This is a genomic window from Hymenobacter terricola, from assembly GCF_017921975.2.
GTDB lineage: Bacteria > Bacteroidota > Bacteroidia > Cytophagales > Hymenobacteraceae > Hymenobacter > Hymenobacter terricola.
In genome coordinates, this window is record NZ_JAGEMO020000009.1 from 28,925 (window position 1) to 48,597 (window position 19,673).

Consider the following 19,673-nt stretch of genomic DNA (forward strand, 5'->3'; position numbering starts at 1 on the left):
GGGAGCACCCCGGAACATTCCGGGGGCGTGCTTGTGGGCGCGGGGGCACCCCGGAATGTTCCGGGGTGGTGGTGGCGGGCGCGGGGGGCATGCCGGAATGTTCCGGGGGCGTGCTTGCGGGCGCGGGGGCACCCCGGAATGTTCCGGGGTGGTGGTGGCGGGTGCGGGCACTGCTCCGCTGGCTTGCGGAAGGCCCCCCGCGCCTGCCCCGGCCCGCCGGGCCCTCTATCGGATACCCGAAACGTCGAGCTTGGAACCGGGGGCCAGGAAGGGGTTGACGAGCACGGCCACATCGGCGGGCATGAGGGCATTGTCGAGGCCGGTTGTGGGGTTCACCACGTCACTGGCGGCAAACGAGCCGGGCGTCGTCAGTTCGCGTACCAGCGCCGCGTGGCGGGCTTCGACCGAAGAAATCTGCCCGGCCATCACCAGGTAGGCGGCCGAGCGAAGGAACCTGGCCACGCCGTTGTAAGCGGCTACTCCCAGGTCTTCGAACGTCCGGGCGGCGCTCAGGATGCCGGCCCGGCTGCTGAAATCAATGGTCGAAAAATCCGGGGTCAGGACGGGAATCAGGCTGGCGGGCGCATCGCGGGTGATGACGGCCCGCAGGAAGTCGCGGTGAATGGCTTCGTGCGCCGCCAGCTGCGCGAAGTACGCCGCCTCGGTGGCCGAAAACACGCTGGCGGCCGTGGCCTGCACCCGCGCGTAAAAGGCGGCCTCCAGCTGCTCCAGGGCATAGGCGTAGTTGAGAATGCCCGCATCGCCGGTGCCCACGTTCACCACCGTCACCGTGACGGTGAAGGCCGTGGCGCTGGTGAGTACCCCGCCGGGCGTGGTCACGGCAATGGGCCCGCTGGCCGCCGTGGCGGGCACGGTCAGGGTCAGGGTCGTGGTATTTGTCACGGTGAAGGCCGCCGCCACGCCGCCCACCGCCACGGCGGTAGCGCCCCCAAAGCCGTTGCCCATCACCGTTACGAGGGTGCCGGCCGGGCCGCTGCCGGGCGCGAAGCCCGTGATGCCATTGGCCACGGGCACCAGCACCGTGAACGGGCTGCTGCTGCTGGCCGTGCCCGCCGGGGTGGTGACGGCGATGGGGCCGGTGGCGGCCCCGGCCGGCAGCACCACGTTGAGGGTGCCGCCACTGCCCACGTTGAAGAAGGCCGTGACGCCGCCCACCGTGACGGCCGTGGTGCCCGTGAAATTGCTCCCCGTGACAACAATGGTGGTGCCCGGCGCGCCGCTGGTGGGCGAGAAACTGGCAACGACGGGGGCCGGCACCACCGGGTCGTCTTTTTTGCTGCTACAGCCCGTGAGCCACAGGCCCCCGGCCGCGCCGGTGTATAAAAGGAATGAGCGGCGCGGCAAGCGCGGAACCGCCGCAAAAGTGGATAGTTGTTGGGTCATCAGACTGGACGGTGGTGTAATAGTGGACTGCCCGCAAGGTAGCACCTGCCGCCCGCGCTACTCCACTACCAGGCGGCGGGTGCCGGCCGTGGCCCCGGCCCGCACTTGCAGGGCGTAGAGGCCAGCCGGCAGGCCGGTCAGGTCGAGCTCGTGGCGCAGGCCGGCGGGGGGCAGGGCTACGGTGGCGGTGCGCACGGTGCGGCCCAGGGCATCGCGCAGGGTGAGGGTGGCGGCGGTGCCGGGCTGGGCGGGCAGCTGCACGGTGGTGGTGGCGCGGGCGGGGTTGGGGGCCAGGGTGAAGCGCAGGGTGCCTTGGGCGGCCGTGGTGGCGGTGAGGGTGGGGTCGGTGAGGGAGGCGAGGAAGCCGAGCCGGAAGCCCGTTGCCGTACTGGTAAGTGTTTGGCTGCCAAACGTGGCAGGGGGGGCTGCCGCGCCGGCCGCGTACACGTTGGGGCCGCTCAAGGCCACGCTGTAAGCATCGTCGTTGCCGGTGCCGCCGGCTGGCAGCGCCCAGGCAAAGGTGCCGGTGCTGCCAGCATCGAGCAGCTTGGCAACAAAGGCGTCGGGGGTGCCGCTGCTGCTGGCATTGGCGAGTGTGGTGCTGCCAAAGGTGGCGGCGGTGGTATAAAATGAGCCGGCCACCACCACGTTGCGGCCGCTCACTGCAATGGCATTGACGAAGGCCCCGCCAGCGCCGGTGATGGGCTGCACCCAGGTGAAAGCGGTACTGCTGCCGCTGTCCGTGAGCTTCGCCACATACCCGTCTTTATCGCCGGTGGTGGCCAGGCTGAGGCTTCCGAAAGTGGCGGGGGCGCTATCAAAAGCCCCAGCCAGATACACGCTGGTGCCCGTGACGGCCAGGCCGTAGGCTTGGTCGACGCCAAGGCCCCCGGCCTGCCGCGACCAGCTAAAGCCGCCGCCGTCCGTGAACCGGGCCACAAAAATATCATCGCTGCCCGTGGTGCTGGCATTGGTGAGGGGGCCGCTATTGGCATTGCCAAAGCTTAGCCTGGGGCTGCTGAAGGTGCCCGCCACATATACGTTGCCGCCGCTCACCGCCACGGAGTTAGCATACTCGCCCCCCGTGCCCCCAATGCGCTGGGCCCAGTCGAAGCTGGCGCTGGAGCCCGCATCGGTGAGCCGGGTCACGAAGGCATCATAGCTGGTGGTGCCGGCATTGGTCAGGGTAATGCCGCCGAAGGAAGCCGTAGTGCTAAAGAAATCGCCCACCACATACACGCTGGTGCCGCTCACGGCTACGGCGTAGGCATCGTCGCTGTTGGGGCCGCCGGCCTGCTTGGCCCAGGTAAAGCTGGCGCTGGAGCCGGCATCGGTCAGTTTTGCCACAAACATTTCCCGGTCGGTCCCGCCCGCCGAGGTGAGTACCGTGCTGCCATAGGCAGCGGTACTCCCATAAAACGAACCGGCGATGTAAACGCTGGCCCCGCTCAAAGCCAGGGAATAGGAGTGGTCGAAGCCCGCACCCCCGGCCCGCTGAGCCCATACAAAACGACTGGTGAGGTTGCTCCACTTGGCCACAAATACATCGCCGGCCCCTGCTTCCGTTAGCACGATGCCATCGAAGCTGACCGTGCCGGAAAAGTCACCGGTGATGTACACATTGCCAGCGGCATCAGTTGCCGTAGCCCGCACCAGCGTGAAGTTGCCACTGGCGGCCACCGCCGTTTGCCAGGCCGGGGCCTGCGCCCGCGCCACCGGCCCGGCCAGCCACAGGAGAATCAACAGCAGGCCGGCCGTGGGCCAGCCGCGCAGCAAAGAGGAAAGGTGCTTCATCAAAGGAAGGAAACGGTATGCCAGGGGTAGAATGCCGGGCTAAAGATAGGGCCGCGAAGAAGCCCCGGCGCGGGGCACCGGGGCTTCAGTAACAGCAGGGAATAATGCCTATAACTTCTGGTTGGGCGGAGTATAGAACGCAGCCCTGCCGGGGCTTGCCTGACTATTCCGCAACCTGGGGCAGTTAGCTACTGCACCGGCTGGCCTTTGTCGTCGAGATGCAGCTGCTTAACCTGGCCGCCGTCTTCAATCTCCGCATGGTAGCGCGGCGCGGCGGGGTCGGCTTTGTGGTCGGGGCCAATGAAATGCAGCTTGGCGTTGGGGTAGGTCTTCGCGATGTAGGCCTGGCCGGCGGCTATCGCGGCATTTTGGGCGGGCGTGGCCGATATCAGCGGCCCCACTTTCTTGTTGAGCGCCAGCACCGCCGCCGAGTTCTGGTTGGCGGTGGTGACGATGATGGCCACCGTCCCGCTGGCGGCCCCAAAGGCTTTGCGGGCCTCCTCTTCGCTCAGCACGTTCATGTAGGCAATGCTTTTGGGGTCGAGGCCATCCACGGTGGTCTTGTCGCTCAGCTTGCCATCGAGGTAGTACACGGCCGGGCCGGGCGCGGGGGCAGCGGCCGTGAGCGGCGCGGCCGGGGCGGGAGTCCGGGCCGCGCCGCCACCCAGCGTCAGGGTCAGGGCCAGCAAGCAGCGTCCGGTTTGGGCCAGTGCGGAAGCAGGAATATTCAGCATGCGTAAGGAAGGTTTGAGGGTTGGAAATGAGGAATGCAAATCAAGGGAAGCAGGGCCGTGAAGCCACGAAAAGTCATTGGCCCGGCGGCCGGCTTAGCGGGTGTAGGGCACTTCGGAGATGAACTGGCCCCGCTCATCAAACAGCAGGCTCACCGGCCGGCGGCCAATAGCGAGCTGGGCCTTGTAGTTCGCCGGCCCACCGTTGGCGGAAGGCACTTCAGTCACTCCTAGGAGTCGGGCGTCGGGGTAGTGCTGGGTGATGTAGGCCAGCGCCGGCGCGGCCAGATAGGGGACATTTTGGACGGGCTCGACGGGGGCAGGGGCAGCCGGGCTATTCATTTTTTGGTTGAACGCCACTACATCAGCGCGGTGCTCGTTGGCTTTGGTGGTGATGAATACCACGCCATTGGTGGCGGCGTCGCCGAGGTGCTGCCGCAGGGCCTGCGCAGCTTCCGTGCCTTTCACCACCTCGATGCGGGCAATTTCATCGGGATTCAGGGCGTTGAGACCTTGGGTATACAGCGTGCCATCCACATAATAAGCGGGGGGCGGGCCGCTGGGCGGGCCATCCAGCCGAATAATAGCCGGGGCCGCAGCAGTTGGTGAAGCCGTTGCTCCGGCAATTTTCCGGGGCTGCTGTTTCATCCGGGCTGCGGTAGTCGCATGTGCAGTCATCGGTGCAGCCGCAGTTGCCGGTTCGGCCTTAGCGGCCGGTGCCAACGTAGCAACAGGCTGGACTGTGGCAGAGGCAGTTTTGGCCGCCGGCACCACCGGCCCCGCGCCCTGCGCCCGCGCCCCGGCCAGGCCCAGGGCCACGGCCAGCACCAGCGGCCCGGCCACGAAATAGCGGGCCAGCTGCCCGGTCGAAGAAAGCGGAGTGTTCATCATGGCAACGCGGTTTTTGAGGGTTGGAAAGGTGAAATGGGAGACGAGGGAAGGCCCGGCCGCCGCGTGGCTGAGGCGCAGCAGGCTGTATTGGTAGGCGCGGCGGTCGAGGCCGGTTTCGAGCACGGCGTGGTCGGCCAGGTATTCGAGGTTGTCGAGCAGGGCACGGCGCAGCAGCCACGCGGCCGGGTTGCACCAGGCCGCCGCCAGGGCCAGCTGGGTGAGCAGCACGTCCAGCGTGTGCCACTGGCGCACGTGCACCTGCTCGTGGCGCAGCACGGCGGCCAGCTCGGGCGCGGGGTGCTGCGCCGGGTTCAGGTAAATGGTGGGCCCGAAGGAAAACGGGCTGACCGCGCCCGCCAGCACCCGCACCGGCAGCCCGTGCACCACCGCCGGGCGCGACTGCCGCCGCAGCCGCCACAGCGCCAGCAGCTGCCCCAGCAGCCGGGCCAGCAGCACCGCCGTGCCCGCCGCGTATAAGGCCACGCCCACGGTGGCCCAATCCACCGTCGGAGCCACGGGCACGGTTGGCACGCCCGGGCTCCCCGCAGCTTCCACCACCGCAAAAGCTACGGCGGGCGTGGCCTCGGCCGGCAGCAGCGCGGGCACCGGCAGGGCCGGGTACCCGGCCGCAAACAGCAGCGCGAAAAGCAGGTAAAACCGGTTCAGGGTGAAGAACGTGAGCCGGCGCAGCAGCCCGAAATACGCCGCCCCAAAGAGCAGCAGCGCCGCGTTGGCCTTCAGCAGGTAGAGCAGAATGGGCGCCATGGCTATTCCTCTTTTTTGCTTTCGATGAGCTTAATAATCTCCTGCAAATCAGCGGCGCTGATTTTGTCTTCCTGCGCAAAAAACGACACCAGCTCCTTATAGGAATTCTGGAAATGCTGCTTCACCAGTGTGCCCAGCGAGCGGCGCTGGTAGTCATCGGCCGTAATCAGGGGCACGAAACGGAAGGAGTTGCCCAGCTTTTCGCTGTGCACGTAGCCCTTGCGCTCCAGGTTGCGCAGGGTGCTGGCGAGGGTGGTGTAGGGCGGGCGCGGGTCGGGCAGCGCATCGAGCACGTCTTTCACGAAGCCGCCGTTGGGCAGCGGCCAGAGCACGCGCAAGGTATCTTCTTCGGGTTGGGTGAGGCGTTCCATAGAGCAGCGAATAGCAGGTGTTACGATTGTGTCGTAAATCTACGAAGATTTCGTAATAACCAAAATGGTAAATATTCTTAAAAGATTCACGAAAAGCAAAAAGGCCTTCCCAGAATCTGGAAAGGCCTTTTTAATGCCAAAAAAATAATTAACTAACCCAGGTGGCGACTACCGTTTAAGTTGCCTAACCGGCTACTCCCGGTTCGTCGAAGCCACTGAGGGCTATTGGATTTTGTTGGTCTGCTGGATTTGCAGCCAACGTATGGCCGCGCCTTCGTCGCCAAAAAACGAGATGGCAAAGGGCTTATCGTCATACGCCTCGGCCGATACGTAGCCTGGCTGGTTCAGAATGGTTTGGTGCAGCGTGGGCCCCACCAGGTAGGCCACAAACAAGCGGCCGCCCAGGCGGCGGGCCATTTCCGGGAAAAAGTCGCTGAGCAGCCAGCGCGTGGTGTGCGGGTCGTTGAAAGTGCGGCGGCGGATGTCCTGGAGCCAGAACCGGCTGTGCTCCTGCAAAGCCACTTGGGTTACCTGCTGGTACACCGCCGGCAGCTCCTGCGGCTCGGGCTGGTAGCCCCAGCGGCCCACCAGAATGTCCAGGTCGGGGCGATAGGCGAGTTGAAGCAGGGGCGAGGAGTCGTCTGAGGTCATGTAGGAAAGGCAGCGGGAGGTGAAAAATGTGCCATAGGCGCAGCCAAACGCCGGGCCCGACTCCGAACCCGAGCAGGCCGGGCTTCCCCAAAACTAGTGCGTCGGCACGGCTTCGGCGGCAGGCTGGCCGGTTTCTACGGGCGGGTGCTTGCGCAGGGAGCGCACCGCCAGCGCCGCACTAGCCAAGGCCAGCACCGCTCCCAGTATAAACGGCGCCCCCGGAAAGTGCACCGGTGCTCCTTCCAGCGTGAAATAGTGGAACAAGCCCGTCATCAGCAGCGGGCCCACCACGCCGGTGGCGCTCATCAGGCTGGTGAGGGCCCCTTGCAGCTCGCCCTGCTCATTGGCCGGCACCTGGCCCGAAATAGTGCTTTGCAGCGCCGGCCCCGCGATGCCGCCCAGGCAGTAGGGCGCCAGAAATACGAGCATCATCCAGCCCCGCGAGGCAAACGCAAACAGCACAAACCCCACCGTGTAGCACAGCAGGCCGATGGCAATGGCCCGCGCCGCCCCCAGCCTGGGGATGGCCACCCGCACCAGCCCGCCCTGCACCAGCACCGAAAACAAGCCGATGACGCCCAGCGAAATGCCCACCCAATGCTCGGTCCAGCCAAATTTGAGCTCGGTGTAGAACGTCCACACCGACTGAATAGAGGAGCCCGCCAGGTAAATCAGTAGCAGCGACGCCACCAGGCCAAGCACCGCCGGGTAGCGCCGCAGCCGCAGCAGCGACGCCAGCGGGTTGGCGCGGGACCACTCGAACGGCCGGCGTTTGGCGGGCACCAGCGACTCGGGCAGCACCAGCAGGCCGTACAGGAAGTTGCACAAGCTTAGCCCCGCCGCCACCATAAACGGCACCCGCGAGCCGAAACCCGCCAGCAGCCCGCCCACCGTCGGCCCAATAATGAAGCCGATGCCAAACGCCGCGCCCACCATGCCAAAGTTCTGGGCCCGCTTCTCGGGCGTGCTGATATCGGCAATGTAGGCCGTGGCCGTGGTGAAGCTGGCCCCCGTGATGCCCGCAATCACGCGCCCCACAAACAGCCAGGCCAGCGTGGGGGCGAAGCTCAGAAAAACGTAATCGAGCCCCAGGCCCAGCAGCGCGGCCAGCAGCACCGGCCGCCGCCCCAGCTTGTCGCTGAGCCCGCCCATCACCGGCGCAAAGCAGAACTGCGCCCCCGCATAAGCAAACGTGAGCCAGCCCGAATACACCGCCGCCTGGCTCAGCCCCTCGCCCGTGAGCTGCCGAATGAGCGTGGGCACCACTGGAATGATGATGCCCAGCCCGCTGACGTCAATCAGCAGCGTAACGAAGATGAAGCCGAGGGCGGGGGAGCGTTTGTCACTCATAAGAAATCGGATAACAGCAAAAAAAGAAGGCTGCGCGTTTGCGATGATGGCTCCGGGCGCCCCCGCTATGCCTGGAGCCAGTAGAGGGCCGCGTCTTCCTCAATAAACCGCTCGCCCACAAAGGGCTTGTCCACAAAATACGACGCGGGCGGAAAGGCCGCATCGGCGGCCTCGTCGCGCAGGTAAACCGGCGCCATCAGGTAAGCCAGGCGGGTGCGGCCGCCCAGCCGGGTTGTCAATTGGGGCAGCAAGGTGTCCACCATCCATTGCGCGCCGACCTGGTGCGTGTTCTGCCGGCGCCGCACGTCGAGCAGCCAGCGGCGGCAGCCACCGGCCACGGCCGCGTCGAGCAGCAGCTCGTAGCCCTGCTGCATCTCGGCCAGCTCAATGGGGCGCAGCCACCGGCCCAGGAGCAGGTCCAAATCGGCCCGGTAGCTGATTTCCAGAAAATCCTGAACCAGGATGGGACTCATGTGCGACAGATGAAAGGCAAAAAGCAAAGGTAGCGCCGTGACTTTCGCCACAAATTTCCACCGGGCCTTCCTCGCACGAAACTCGCTGAATGAGCCGGTCTTATCCTACTTGCACCCGCCCTGGCGCAACGGCTTTGGCCGGAAATGAAGGCCCCCAGGCCGCAAATAAGCGACCAGGCCTTGTTTTGAGAAAAAATCCCCTTACCTTTGTATCACAAACAGTGCGGGGTGGAGCAGTTGGTAGCTCGTTGGGCTCATAACCCAAAGGTCACTGGTTCGAGTCCAGTCCCCGCTACCTAAAAGGCCGTTTCCAATCTGGAAACGGCCTTTTTCTTTGGGGCTAATCAATAATTAGGTTGTTACGCCTCGCTTAGGAAGCGTGTCAGGTACGGGGCGGTGCAGCTGGCCTGCACCAGCGCCACTTCGGCTGGCTGCCCGGCGGCCACTACCCGGCCACCTTCTTCGCCCGCGCCGGGGCCGATGTCGATGACCCAATCGGAGCCGGCTACTACGCGCATGTCGTGCTCCACCACGATGACGGTGTTGCCGGCCGCCACGAGGCCTTCGAGTTGCAGCAGAAGCTTTTCCACGTCGGAGGGATGAAGGCCGGTGGTGGGCTCGTCGAGGACGTAGAGCGTGTTGCCGCGGCCAATGCGCTGGAGCTCGGTGGCGAGCTTGATGCGCTGGGCCTCACCGCCGGACAGCTCGGTGGCGGGCTGGCCGAGGCGCAGGTAGCCCAGGCCCACTTCGCGCAGCACCGTGAGGGCACGGTAGATGGCAGGCTCGTCGGCGAAGAATTCCCAGGCGTCGTCCACGGTCAGGGCCAGCACTGCGGCGATGTTGCGGTTGCGGTAGGTGACTTCCAGGGTTTTAGCGTTGTAGCGGGCGCCGTGGCAGACCGGGCAGGGCGCGTACACGCTGGGCAGAAACAGCAGCTCCACCATCACGAAGCCTTCGCCCTGGCAGTTCTCGCAGCGGCCCTTGGCCACGTTGAAGGAGAAGCGGCCGGCGTCGTAGCGGCGCTTGCGGGCTTCTGGGGTGGCGGCGAAGAGCTTGCGAACGTGGTCGAACAAGCCCGTGTAGGTGGCCATGTTTGAGCGGGGCGTGCGGCCAATGGGCTTCTGGTCGACGCGCACCAGGCGCTTGATGCCTTCCATGCCAGCCGTGATTCGGCCGCCGAGGGTGACGGGCGCGGGCTGCGCCAGGGCATCGGTTTCCTCTTCTTCGGGGCTGATTTCCTGGCCCAACTGCTCGGCTACCAATTCGACCAATACCTGGCTCACGAGGCTTGATTTGCCCGAGCCCGACACGCCCGTGACGGTGGTGAACACGCCCAGCGGAAAGGCCGCGTCGAGCCGATTGAGGTTGTTGCGCGTGACGCCAGCCAGCCGGAGCCAGCCCGTGGGCGTGCGCGCGGGCCGGTCGGGCAGCGCGGGGGCATCAAAAAGAAACTGCCGGGTCTGGGACGCCGCGATGCGTTGAAGGCCCTCGGGCGGGCCGCTGTAGAGGATTTCGCCGCCCTTCTCGCCGGCGGCCGGGCCCACATCCACCAGCCAGTCGGCCTGGCGGATAACGTCCAAATCGTGCTCCACCACGAACAGGGAGTTGCCCGCGCTTTTCAGGCCCGCCAGCGCGGCCAGCAGGGCCTCGGTATCGGCGGGGTGCAGGCCGGCGGAGGGTTCGTCGAGCACATACACCACGCCGAACAGGTTGGAGTAGAGCTGCGTGGCCAGGCGCAGCCGTTGCAGCTCGCCGGGCGAAAGCGTGGGCGTGCCGCGCTCCAGCGACAAGTAGCCCAGGCCCAAATCGAGCAATACGGTGAGGCGGGCGGCCAGGTCCTCGGCAATGCGCTGGGCCACGATGGCCTGCTCCGGGTGCCCGGCATCGTGCCGCTGTTTCCGGGCGGTGCCCTTGGCGAAGGGCTGCAGCAAAGTTGCCAGGCGCTTGAGCGGCAGGCGCGACATCTCAGCAATGTCCAGCCCGGCAAATTTCACCGACAAGGACTCCACGCGCAGGCGCTTGCCGTGGCAGGTGGGGCAGTCGCTGCCCAGCATGTACTGGGCCACGCGCTTCTTCATCAGCGCGCTTTGGGTGGTGGCGAAGGTGTGCAGCACGTACTTTTTTACGCCCGTGAAGGTGCCCATGTAGTTGGGCGGCTCGCGGCGCTTGATGGCGCGCTGGGTTTCCCGGGGCGAGTAGCCGGGGTACACGGGCAGCACCGGCTGCTCCCCGGTGAACAGAATCCAGTCGCGGTCCTTCTGCGGGAGGTCGCGCCAGGGCGTGTCCACGTCGAAGCCCATGCTCACCAGGATGTCGCGCTGGTTCTGGCCACCCCAGGCCTGCGGCCACGCCGCAATGGCCCGTTCCCGAATGGTGAGCGACGGGTCGGGCACCATGCTGGCTTCGGTCACTTCGTACACGCGGCCCAGGCCGTGGCAGGTGGGGCAGGCGCCCTCGGCCGTGTTGGGCGAAAATGCTTCGGCGTAGACAATGCCCTGGCCCGCTGGGTAGTCGCCGGCCCGCGAGTACAGCATCCGCAGCAAATTGGAAAGCGTGGTGACCGAACCCACCGACGAGCGGGTGCTGGGCGCGCCGCGCTGCTGCTGCAGGGCCACAGCCGGTGGTAGCCCGTCGATAGAAGTGACTTCAGGCACCGCCATCTGGTGAAACAGCCGCCGCGCATACGGCGACACCGACTCCAGGTAGCGCCGCTGCGCCTCGGCGTAGAGCGTGCCGAACGCCAGGCTCGACTTGCCGGAGCCCGACACGCCGGTGAACACCACCAGCGCATCGCGGGGAATGTCGACGTCGACGTTTTTGAGGTTGTGCTCGCGGGCCCCGCGCACGCGCACGAAACCGGAGAAAGTAGCGGAAGGGAACTGATGAGAATGCTTGGCCATACACACGAAGCAGGTGGTCGAAAGACGAATACCCGGGTGCATACGGTGATAATGCCGGCAACAGCCTAAGTGAAACTGCAAAGCACTGGCGTGTATGCTGGTTATAGTCCACAGCAGTGTTTGTTGGCAGCACCCCAAAAAAAAACACCGCCCGGCCAGAGTGGCCGGGCGGTGCAGGATGCCGGGAATAGTTACTCGGGCTTAATGCGCGAACGTAGTCGTGATGGTGCAAATCGAGGCTTTGCCGTCGGCGGCCGGCGCGGCAGACGTCAGGCGTAGCGTGCTGGCTGTCAGCTCGGCAATGCCATAGCTGCGCAGGTGGTCCTGCTCGGTTGCAACCAGCGAATCGGCGGCGGCGTTCAGGTGCCATTTGCCCAAAGCGGGGTCGGCGATTTTGCCGTCGGATAGGGGGCCGCGCAACAGCGTGAACGTGCCGTCGGCTTTGTAGGCGGCGTTCTGAATCAGCCTGGACGGTTTGGCCCGCAGAAACAGGTCGGAAGTAGCGGCCGGTTTGCCAGCTTCGGTGGCCACGCTAACGGTGAGGCCGGTTTGGTGCCAGTTGCCGGCGGTCAGCAGGTCGGCATTAGCCAGGACCGAAGTCGCGGCAACAGCCTGAGGAGAAGCGACGGCTTTTTCTTCCTCTTTTTTGCAAGAAGCAAAGGTCAGTGCAGCCGCGGCTACAGCTATAAATAAGGGCGTTTTTTTCATGCAAACGTTGGGTAATTGATGCAATACCTGCTTTTAGGTACTGGCACTAATGGAACATAAAATTTATAGCGGGCAACCGGTCACTTGCAGAATCCAGCTTGGTTCCTGACTGCGAGCCTAACTGGCCTCTGCGAAATTAGGTTCACTATTTCGCGGAAAAAGACTATTCTTCAAATTTTTTGCCCGTAAAATCACATTTCATTAAATTGCTTAAAGCATTGAAAAAAAGACAATTGCAAAATATAAGCATCGCCGGAATTCGATGCTAATCAGAAATTCATTTTGCCGCTATTGGTTTTGTTATGTAGTGCAATAATGGCCGTCAGCGCCGCTGAGCGCGGTAAGTCCCCCAATGCGCTAACGCTTCGTGAACCGCTGGGTGAGCTGGCGCTGGCCGGTGGTGGTGGCGCGCACCACGTAGAGGCCGGTGGGCAGGGCTGCAATGTTCAGCACGCCATCCGGAGTAGGGCGGCTGGTGAGCACCGTGCGGCCCAGCGCGTCGACCACGGCCAGGGATTGAAGGCGGGCATTGGTTGGCAGCGCGATGTGCAGCTCGGTTTCGGCCGGATTGGGGTAGAGGCGCAGGGCATCGGCATCGGCGGGCCGGGTGGCCGTGGTGGTGCCGGCGGGGCTGCCAAACACTTCGATTTCCCAGAGTGAGTAGCCGTAGGTGGTGGCGCGGCGGGTGCCATAGAGGCGCAGGTAGCGGCCCCGGGCCGTAAGGCCGGTGAGGTTGTCCAGGCCGCCGTCGCTGTTGATGACTGTTTGAATGGGCGTCCAGTAGAGGCCGTCGGGAGAGGTCTGGATTTGGTAATCCAGGGCGTGGGCGGCTTCCCAGCTGAGCTGCACGCGAGTGAAGTTCTGGAGTGCGCCGAAGTCCAGTTGCAGGTACTGCGGGTCGGCGAAAACGCTGCCCCAGCGGGTGTTGATGTCGTGGTCGGTGGCGTTGGAGGCGTTGAGGGAAGTGGTTTCGCTGGACGATGCCGTGACGGCCACGGGCGTGAGCCGGCCCGGTTCCCAGCCCACGGGCCGGCCCACGTATTCCTGGCCCAGGGCGGTGAGCTGGCCGGAAGCGCCCAGCAGGTTGATGTTGGGAATCTGGCCGTTGCGACCCGAAAACCAGGCGTAGCGGAACACGGCGGGTTCTTTTTCGAGGTAGTTCACGGCGTCGAGCATATACTTCTGCTGCACGGCCGGGGAAATCTGGGCGGCGGGCATGTCGCCGCAGGCAAACTCGGTGAGCCAGATGGGCTTGTTATACTTCTTCAGCTCTCCGATTTTTTCGCGCAGATACCGCTCCTCGCACACGTAGGTGTGCACCGCGATGTAGTCGACCTGGCAGCTGGGGCAGGCGGCAAAAAAGGCGTCCAGGTACTGTACCGGCGAGTAGTACGTCACCCCGTTTTGCACCACGCAATTGCCGCAGTAGTTCACGGCGGGCGCCACCAGCTGCAGGTTGCGCTGGCGGGCCACGGTTTCCAGCACCGGCCAGAGCGCGGCGGCTTGGTTGGGCGTCAGGTTGGCCTGGTCGAGGAAGTTGGGCTCGTTGAAACCCAGCAGGTAGCGGGCGCCGTTCGGGATGTTGGCGGCCAGCTGGCTGGCCGTAACCGTGCCGCTGCCCAGGGTGGCGCCCCACTGCATGGGCACGTAGTCGAAACCGAGGCCCGCGTACACGCCGGCCGCGCCGGCTTCGGGCACGGAGGCCCAGTTATACCACCAGCTGAGGCCGGGAGCCAGCGCCTGCAAATCGGCGGCCGAGTGGTAGCCATAGGCGAGGCCGCGCTTGGGGCTGCGGGTTTGGGCCGTGGCAGGGCTGCCGAAAGCCAGCAGCGCCGCCAGTATTCCGCTCAGCAGGTGGGTTGAAAGGCGTTGAAATCGGTGGTTGGTGGCCATTGTTCAGCGGAAAAAACCAGTGGGCAAGTTCGTCAAAACCTGCCCGCTGGCAACCATCCCATGGAAAGTTACCTGGTAAAGCGGCGGGTTTCGGGCAGCTTGCCTTCGGCCGAGACTTTGAGGGTGTAAACGCCCGGCGGCAGCGCCGAAACATCGACGCGGCCGGCCGCGGCCGAGCCGGCGGCTACCGGCCGGCCCCAGGCATCCAGAATCTGAAACTGACTGCCCGCGAGGCTTTGCTCGGAGCGCAGCTGGAGGCGGTCGGTGGCCGGGTTCGGGTACAGCTCCAGGTTGAAGGCCGTGGCCGCTGGCACGGGCTTATCGGGCGAGGCGGCCGAGCGGGCGCCGGTGCGGGTGATTCGCACCCAGTTGAGGTTGTAGCCGCCGGTTTGGGCAAATACGCCGAAGTTGTAGGTGCCGGCGTTGATGGTCAATGATTTAGACACGGTGGTCCAGTTCTGCCAGCCGCCGGTACCGGGGATGGCCGTGTTGCCCAGCTGGATGGAACCGGCATTCAAATCCGAAGAAATGGTGCCGCCATTTGCCCCACTGGCCACGCGGTACTCGATGTTGTAGGTGCCCGAAGTGGGGAAGTTGATGCTGTTCCACACCAGGTAGTCGCCGGCGTCGATGTAGCCCATGTCCTGGCCGCCGCCGGTGTCGGCGCAGCTTTCCACCACCATGCCGTTGTTCACGTTGGCGGCCTCAGCCTGCAGGGTAACGGAGGAAGGCGGGGGTGTGCTCGTCAACTGGTATACGCGCACATAGTCGACGGACATGGTGGCGGGCAGCTTGCTTTCGTCCACGGTCTGGCCGGGCCAGTCGCCGGCTACGGCCAGGTTCAGGAGCAGGAAAAAGGGCTTCTGGAACTCCTCGGTGCCGCCCGTACCGTTGGTGATGTTGATTTCGTGGTACTTGGTGCCATCCATGAACCAGCGGATGTAGGTCGGCGTCCATTCCACGCTGTAAACGTGGTAGGCATTGGGGGTGGTGGCGATGTTGTTGCCGTACGAAGCGTGGCCGTTGCTGTCCCAGTGCACAGTGCCGTAGGTGCGGCTGTCGGCGTTTATCTGCTCCATGATGTCAATTTCGCCGCAGTAGGGCCAGCTCACCGAGCCGATATTGGCGCCCAGCATCCAGAACGCGGGCCACAGACCCTGGCCCAGCGGCAGCTTAATGCGGGCCTCCATCTTGCCGTAGGTGAACTGCTTCAGGCCCTGCGTTTTCATACGGGCCGAGGTGTAGGGCATGCCGCCCACGCTCTGCTTGCGGGCCGTGATTTGCAGCTCGCCGTTCACCACCGTGGCGTTGGCGGACTGGTAATACTGTTTCTCGTTGTTGCCCCAGCCGCCGCCGCCAGTCTCGAACACCCAGTTCGGGCCAATGCCGGTGGTGAACTCATCGGCCCAGACCTGCTGGTAGGTTTGGGCCCGGGCGGCCGGGCGGCCAAGCAGCAGCAAGGCCGCCGCGCCCAAAATCGAAGTAAGCGTTAGTTTCATGGTGGTGTGGGAATTGGTGAAATGTGGCTGGAAAAAGAAGTTAGGAGAAGCCGCCGGCAGCCGGGTACGCCCAGTGGAAAAGGCCGGCAATGCCACCGCCTGGGGCTGGAGAAATGCTGAGCGGCGAAAGCGTCCGAAGCAGCCCGTTTGCCGCCGCTGCAGGCAGGAGATGCCGGAGCGGGGGTGGCCAAATGTCAGCCTTTCTGCCGGCAACACAAGGCCCAGGCGGCACCCTTTCAGGGCCTTGGCAAGCAGCGTAGCCGCCAGCTTATACACTTACAGCACATGCCGAATCTGGCTGCTGGGCCGAAATAAACCCGCAATCGTTGCCGGAAAATCGGGCCTGGCACAACGGCTAAAAAACACGTAAAAAATTGCGCGTTGGCCAAAATATTTTTCTTTTTCTGAGCCAATGGTCCGCAGCCCACGACCAGCACTTGCCGCAGAGCAATTCTTTTGGAATTATCCCAAGAATAGCTTTTCATACTACAGGAACATCGCCGCACGCTTTTTGGGCCCGCTACCATCTCCGCATCCGGCCTGCACTGGGTGTAGCGGGCCGCGGCCGCCCTCGCCCGCGGGCCCTTACTGAGCGAGTGAAGGAGCCGAGCTGGCGCGGACGGCGGACGGCGCGGGAGCCCCGACGGGCTGGCCGCGCATCAGCAGCAAGTAGGCGCCGCCCGATACCAGGAAGCCCACAAACCAGGCGTAGTTGTACACGGCCACCAGGCCCGGCCACACCGTGCCTTTGTCGAGCACGCCAATGGCGGTGAGGAAGCCCGGCACGTTGGGCAGAATGCCAACGATGAGGGCGATGATGGCCGCCGGATTGAAGCCGTTGCGGTAGGCGTAGCGGCCGTGGTATTGGTACAGGTCGGGCAGGTCGAGCTGTTGCTTGCGGATGAGATAATAGTCCACAATCATGATGCCGCCGATGGGCCCGAGCAGGCCGGAATACCCTACCAGCCAGGTAAATATGTAGCCGGAAGGGTCGGCGATTAGCTTCCAGGGGAAGATGAGCACGCCGAGCACGCCGGTGATGTAGCCGCCGGTTTTGAAGCTGATGCGGGCGGGCGAGAAGTTGGCGAAGTCGTTGGCCGGACTCACGATGTTGGCCGCAATATTGGTGGCCAGCGTGGACAGAGCCACCGCCAGCATGGCCGCGCTCACCAGCAGCTTGCTGTCGAAACGGCCCGCCAGCACCACCGGGTCCCAGATGGTTTTGCCGTAGATAACCAGCGTGGCCGATGTAACCACCACACCCACAAAGGAAAACAGGGTCATCGACGTGGGAAGGCCAATGGCCTGGCCCATCTGCTGGGCGCGCTGGCTGGTGGCGTAGCGCGTGAAATCGGGAATGTTGAGCGAGAGCGTGGCCCAGAAGCCCACCATGCCCGTGAGCGAGGGAAAGAAGAAGGCCCAGAACTGCGCGCTGGACGTGAATTTGCTCGGCTGCGCCAGTATCGGCCCTAGTCCGTGGCCGGCAGAAATGGCCCACCACAACAGCGCCAAGGCCGCGAATGGCAGAAAAAATGCCTTGAATACCAGTAGCTTGCGAATGCTGTCGACGCCTTTGTGCACCACATACATGTTCAGCAGCCAGAACAGGAAGAACAGAATGGCTGGCCCGGTAGCCAGTCCCCAGCTGGCCGGAAACACGGCCGGCAGCGTGGCCAGCGAAGGCACCCACAACACCGCCATCTGGTACAGCGCGTAGCCCCCAATCCAGGTCTGAATCCCGAACCAGCCGCAGGCGATGATGGCCCGCAGCAGCGCCGGCACATTGGCCCCGCGCACCCCGAAGCTGGCCCGCGCAAACACCGGGAACGGAATGCCGTACTGCGCGCCGGCCCGGCCATTCAACAGCATGGGCACCAGCACAATGCTGTTGCCCAGAAAGATGGTGAGCAGGGCCTCCCACCAGTTCATGCCGCCCTCGATGAGCGAACTGGCCAGCATGTAGGTGGGAATGCACAGGCTCATGCTAATCCAGAGCGCGGCGTAGTTGCCGGTGCCCCAGGTGCGCTCGGCCTGGGGCACGGGGGCCAGGTCGGGGCTGGTGAGGCCGGGGGCGGCGGGGAGGTTGGAAGCAGGCGTCATAGCAATTTGCTGTAGTCAGGAAAACAAGAACGTCATGCTGAGCGAAGTCGAAGCATCTCGCTTGCGCAAGTAACTCAATCGATTGGATTAGTTGTGCGGTAGAGATGCTTCGGCAAGCTCAGCATGACGTGCTGTTGTTGCTCGCTCCCCGGGGCTGCGCAGCAGCGCGCCCACCTGCTGCACCAGCACGGGCACGCTCAGGCCGCCCATCACCAGCACCACGGCCCAGCCGGCGGCCAGCATCCAGCGCGGGTGGCGGTAGCCGCGCATCAGGCGCGGCGTGTTGGCGGCCACCAGCACGATGCCCAGGGCGATGGGCAGAATCAAGCCGTTGATGGCCCCGGCGAAAACCAGCAGCTGCGTGGGCTTGCCAATAAACACAAAAATGCTGGTTGACAAGATGATGAACACCGAAATACAGGCCCGCTCATAGCGCGCGAACACCGGGTGAAAGGTCTTGAAAAACGACACCGACGTGTAGGCCGCGCCCACCACCGAGGAAATGGCCGCGCTCCACAAAATCACCCCGAAAATGCGGAAGCCCACCTCCCCGGCCGCCGCCCGGAACACGCCGGCCGCCGGGTTGTCGGCCTCCAACACGGCCCCGTGGCTGAGCACGCCCACAATGGCCAGAAACAGCACAAACCGCATAATGGTGGAAATAACAATGCCGCTCACGGCGCTGCGCGTCACCTCGGCCTGGCTGCCAAGGCCTTTGATGCCCGCATCGAGCAGCCGATGCGCGCCCGAAAACGTGATGTAGCCGCCCACCGTGCCGCCCACAATCGTGACGATGGCCGCCGCGCTGATTTTCACCGGCAGCAGCGTGTGGTGCAGCACTTGCAGCAAGGGCGGGTGCGCGCTGAACGCAATGCCCAGCGTGAGCAGAATCTTAACGGTGCCGAGAATTTTGGTGAAGCCATCGAGCATTTTCCCGATTTCGCGCACCCAGAACAGCAGCAGTGCCACGCCGCAGCTCACCATTGCGCCGTGCTCGAACGACATGCCCGTGAGCACGTTCAGCCCCAGTCCGCAGCCGGCAATGTTGCCGATGTTGAAGGCGAAACCACCCAGAATCACCAGGCCGGCCAGAAAATAACCCAGCCCCGGCAGCAGCCGGTTGGCCAGGTCCTGGGCCCGCAGCTCGCTCACCGTGAGGATGCGCCAGGTGTTGAGCTGCGCGCCCACGTCGAGCACCACCGACACCAGAATGACGAACCCGAAGCTGGTGAGCAGCTGCTGGGTAAACACCGTGGTCTGGGTGAGAAAGCCTGGCCCAATGGACGAATTCGCCATCAGAAAAGCCGCTCCCAGGCTGGCCCCGCCCCACCACCGGGCCTTGGGCAGCGGCCTCATTTAGCCGCGGCCGGCCGGCCCGCTTGCAGCTGCACGCCGGCCTGGCGCAGCTCTTTACTGAGGCGTTGGGCAAATTCCAGCGCGTGGGCGCCGTCGCCGTGCAGGCACACCGTATCGGCCCGGAGGGCTACGTCGGTGCCCTGCTGGGTGCGCACCCCGCCGCCCTGCACCATGCGCAGCACTTGGGCAATGGCCACGTCGGCGCTGGTAATGAGGGCGTCGGGCTGGCGGCGGGGCGTGAGGGTGCCGTTGGCTTGGTAGGTGCGGTCGGCGAAGACTTCGTGGGCAGTTTTCAGGCCGAGCTTTTCGCCGGCTTTGGTCAGCTCCGAGCCGGCCAGGCCGTAGAGCGTGAGGTCGGGCTGCACTTTGTACACGGCTTCGGCAATGGCTTCGGCCAGCGCGGCGTTGGTGGCGGCCATGTTGTAGAGCGCGCCGTGGGGCTTGAGGTGGCGCAGCTGGCCGCCCTCGGCCTTCACTATGGCGTTGATGGCCCCCAACTGGTACACCGTCATATCAAAAGCCTCTTCGGCCGAAATGGCCATATCGCGCCGGCCAAAACCCACCAAATCGGGCAGGCCGGGGTGGGCGCCTAGGGCCACGCCGTGCGGTAGCGCGGCGCGCACGGTGGCCTTCATCACGGCCGGGTCGCCGGCGTGGAAGCCGCAGGCAATGTTGGCCGAAGTAATGAAGGGCATCAGGGCCGCGTCGTTGCCCAGGGTCCAGGCCCCGAAGCTTTCGCCCATGTCGCAGTTCAGGTCAATGGAGTAGGTTTGGGGCATAGGGGCGG

Annotated in this window: 15 protein-coding genes and 1 tRNA gene; 1 reads left to right on the forward strand and 15 read right to left on the reverse strand. The window is 64.6% G+C overall.

Features of this window, described 5'->3' with window-relative positions:
- Positions 1-225: 225 nt before the first annotated feature.
- From J4G38_RS08860 to J4G38_RS08895, 8 genes are all read right to left on the reverse strand, one after another.
- Positions 226-1,404: a ferritin-like domain-containing protein gene (locus J4G38_RS08860; RefSeq protein WP_210516961.1), complete on the reverse strand. Its 1,179-nt coding sequence runs from the start codon at positions 1,402-1,404 to the stop codon at positions 226-228.
- A 57-nt stretch (positions 1,405-1,461) separates the two neighbouring features.
- Positions 1,462-3,198 (reverse strand): T9SS type A sorting domain-containing protein, encoded by a 1,737-nt coding sequence (locus tag J4G38_RS08865; protein WP_210516959.1) that lies wholly within the window; start codon positions 3,196-3,198, stop codon positions 1,462-1,464.
- 188 nt (positions 3,199-3,386) lie between these two features.
- Positions 3,387-3,932, reverse strand: a complete 546-nt coding sequence (locus J4G38_RS08870; RefSeq protein WP_210516957.1) for a hypothetical protein — start codon at positions 3,930-3,932, stop codon at positions 3,387-3,389.
- Between the two features lie 93 nt (positions 3,933-4,025).
- Positions 4,026-5,585 carry a M56 family metallopeptidase gene (locus J4G38_RS08875; RefSeq protein ID WP_210516955.1) on the reverse strand — a complete coding sequence of 520 codons (1,560 nt, stop codon included), beginning with the start codon at positions 5,583-5,585 and terminating at the stop codon, positions 4,026-4,028.
- Positions 5,586-5,587: 2 nt separating this feature from the next.
- Complete coding sequence (locus J4G38_RS08880) at positions 5,588-5,956, reverse strand: BlaI/MecI/CopY family transcriptional regulator (protein WP_210516953.1); 369 nt, start codon at positions 5,954-5,956, stop codon at positions 5,588-5,590.
- Between the two features lie 222 nt (positions 5,957-6,178).
- On the reverse strand, positions 6,179-6,607 hold the full coding sequence (locus J4G38_RS08885; protein ID WP_210516951.1) for a hypothetical protein: 429 nt from the start codon (positions 6,605-6,607) through the stop codon (positions 6,179-6,181).
- 93 nt (positions 6,608-6,700) lie between these two features.
- Complete coding sequence (locus tag J4G38_RS08890; protein ID WP_210516949.1) at positions 6,701-7,957, reverse strand: TCR/Tet family MFS transporter; 1,257 nt, start codon at positions 7,955-7,957, stop codon at positions 6,701-6,703.
- A 65-nt stretch (positions 7,958-8,022) separates the two neighbouring features.
- Positions 8,023-8,430 carry a hypothetical protein gene (locus tag J4G38_RS08895; protein WP_210516947.1) on the reverse strand — a complete coding sequence of 136 codons (408 nt, stop codon included), beginning with the start codon at positions 8,428-8,430 and terminating at the stop codon, positions 8,023-8,025.
- 222 nt (positions 8,431-8,652) lie between these two features.
- On the opposite strand from J4G38_RS08895, the gene J4G38_RS08900 reads away from it, so the two are divergent.
- Positions 8,653-8,725 (forward strand) — tRNA-Met (locus J4G38_RS08900).
- Positions 8,726-8,789: 64 nt separating this feature from the next.
- On the opposite strand, the gene uvrA is transcribed toward J4G38_RS08900, so the two are convergent.
- From uvrA to J4G38_RS08935, 7 genes are all read right to left on the reverse strand, one after another.
- Positions 8,790-11,330, reverse strand: coding sequence for an excinuclease ABC subunit UvrA (uvrA, locus tag J4G38_RS08905; RefSeq protein ID WP_210516945.1), 2,541 nt, complete (start codon positions 11,328-11,330; stop codon positions 8,790-8,792).
- A 201-nt stretch (positions 11,331-11,531) separates the two neighbouring features.
- Positions 11,532-12,038: a hypothetical protein gene (locus J4G38_RS08910; protein WP_210516943.1), complete on the reverse strand. Its 507-nt coding sequence runs from the start codon at positions 12,036-12,038 to the stop codon at positions 11,532-11,534.
- Between the two features lie 357 nt (positions 12,039-12,395).
- Positions 12,396-13,931 carry a glycosyl hydrolase gene (locus J4G38_RS08915; RefSeq protein WP_210516941.1) on the reverse strand — a complete coding sequence of 512 codons (1,536 nt, stop codon included), beginning with the start codon at positions 13,929-13,931 and terminating at the stop codon, positions 12,396-12,398.
- Between the two features lie 68 nt (positions 13,932-13,999).
- A complete protein-coding gene (locus J4G38_RS08920; RefSeq protein WP_210516939.1) occupies positions 14,000-15,430 on the reverse strand; it encodes a carbohydrate-binding protein in 1,431 nt (476 codons plus the stop codon).
- 585 nt (positions 15,431-16,015) lie between these two features.
- Positions 16,016-17,530 (reverse strand): NCS1 family nucleobase:cation symporter-1, encoded by a 1,515-nt coding sequence (locus J4G38_RS08925; protein ID WP_210516937.1) that lies wholly within the window; start codon positions 17,528-17,530, stop codon positions 16,016-16,018.
- A gap of 87 nt (positions 17,531-17,617) precedes the next feature.
- Positions 17,618-18,886, reverse strand: a complete 1,269-nt coding sequence (locus tag J4G38_RS08930; RefSeq protein ID WP_210516935.1) for an NRAMP family divalent metal transporter — start codon at positions 18,884-18,886, stop codon at positions 17,618-17,620.
- Entirely contained in the window at positions 18,883-19,665 is a 783-nt protein-coding gene (locus J4G38_RS08935) for a LamB/YcsF family protein (RefSeq protein ID WP_210516933.1), read from the reverse strand. The genes J4G38_RS08930 and J4G38_RS08935 overlap by 4 nt, the downstream gene beginning before the upstream one ends.
- Positions 19,666-19,673 lie beyond the last annotated feature (8 nt).

Excerpts from the sequence above, each read along its gene's own strand:
- J4G38_RS08860 (WP_210516961.1), bottom strand. The coding sequence starts at position 1,404 with ATGACCCAACAACTATCCACTTTTGCGGCGGTTCCGCGCTTGCCGCGC.
- J4G38_RS08865 (WP_210516959.1), bottom strand. The coding sequence starts at position 3,198 with ATGAAGCACCTTTCCTCTTTGCTGCGCGGCTGGCCCACGGCCGGCCTG.
- J4G38_RS08870 (WP_210516957.1), bottom strand. The coding sequence starts at position 3,932 with ATGCTGAATATTCCTGCTTCCGCACTGGCCCAAACCGGACGCTGCTTG.
- J4G38_RS08875 (WP_210516955.1), bottom strand. The coding sequence starts at position 5,585 with ATGGCGCCCATTCTGCTCTACCTGCTGAAGGCCAACGCGGCGCTGCTG.
- J4G38_RS08880 (WP_210516953.1), bottom strand. The coding sequence starts at position 5,956 with ATGGAACGCCTCACCCAACCCGAAGAAGATACCTTGCGCGTGCTCTGG.
- J4G38_RS08885 (WP_210516951.1), bottom strand. The coding sequence starts at position 6,607 with ATGACCTCAGACGACTCCTCGCCCCTGCTTCAACTCGCCTATCGCCCC.
- J4G38_RS08890 (WP_210516949.1), bottom strand. The coding sequence starts at position 7,957 with ATGAGTGACAAACGCTCCCCCGCCCTCGGCTTCATCTTCGTTACGCTG.
- J4G38_RS08895 (WP_210516947.1), bottom strand. The coding sequence starts at position 8,430 with ATGAGTCCCATCCTGGTTCAGGATTTTCTGGAAATCAGCTACCGGGCC.
- uvrA (WP_210516945.1), bottom strand. The coding sequence starts at position 11,330 with ATGGCCAAGCATTCTCATCAGTTCCCTTCCGCTACTTTCTCCGGTTTC.
- J4G38_RS08910 (WP_210516943.1), bottom strand. The coding sequence starts at position 12,038 with ATGAAAAAAACGCCCTTATTTATAGCTGTAGCCGCGGCTGCACTGACC.
- J4G38_RS08915 (WP_210516941.1), bottom strand. The coding sequence starts at position 13,931 with ATGGCCACCAACCACCGATTTCAACGCCTTTCAACCCACCTGCTGAGC.
- J4G38_RS08920 (WP_210516939.1), bottom strand. The coding sequence starts at position 15,430 with ATGAAACTAACGCTTACTTCGATTTTGGGCGCGGCGGCCTTGCTGCTG.
- J4G38_RS08925 (WP_210516937.1), bottom strand. The coding sequence starts at position 17,530 with ATGACGCCTGCTTCCAACCTCCCCGCCGCCCCCGGCCTCACCAGCCCC.
- J4G38_RS08930 (WP_210516935.1), bottom strand. The coding sequence starts at position 18,886 with ATGAGGCCGCTGCCCAAGGCCCGGTGGTGGGGCGGGGCCAGCCTGGGA.
- J4G38_RS08935 (WP_210516933.1), bottom strand. The coding sequence starts at position 19,665 with ATGCCCCAAACCTACTCCATTGACCTGAACTGCGACATGGGCGAAAGC.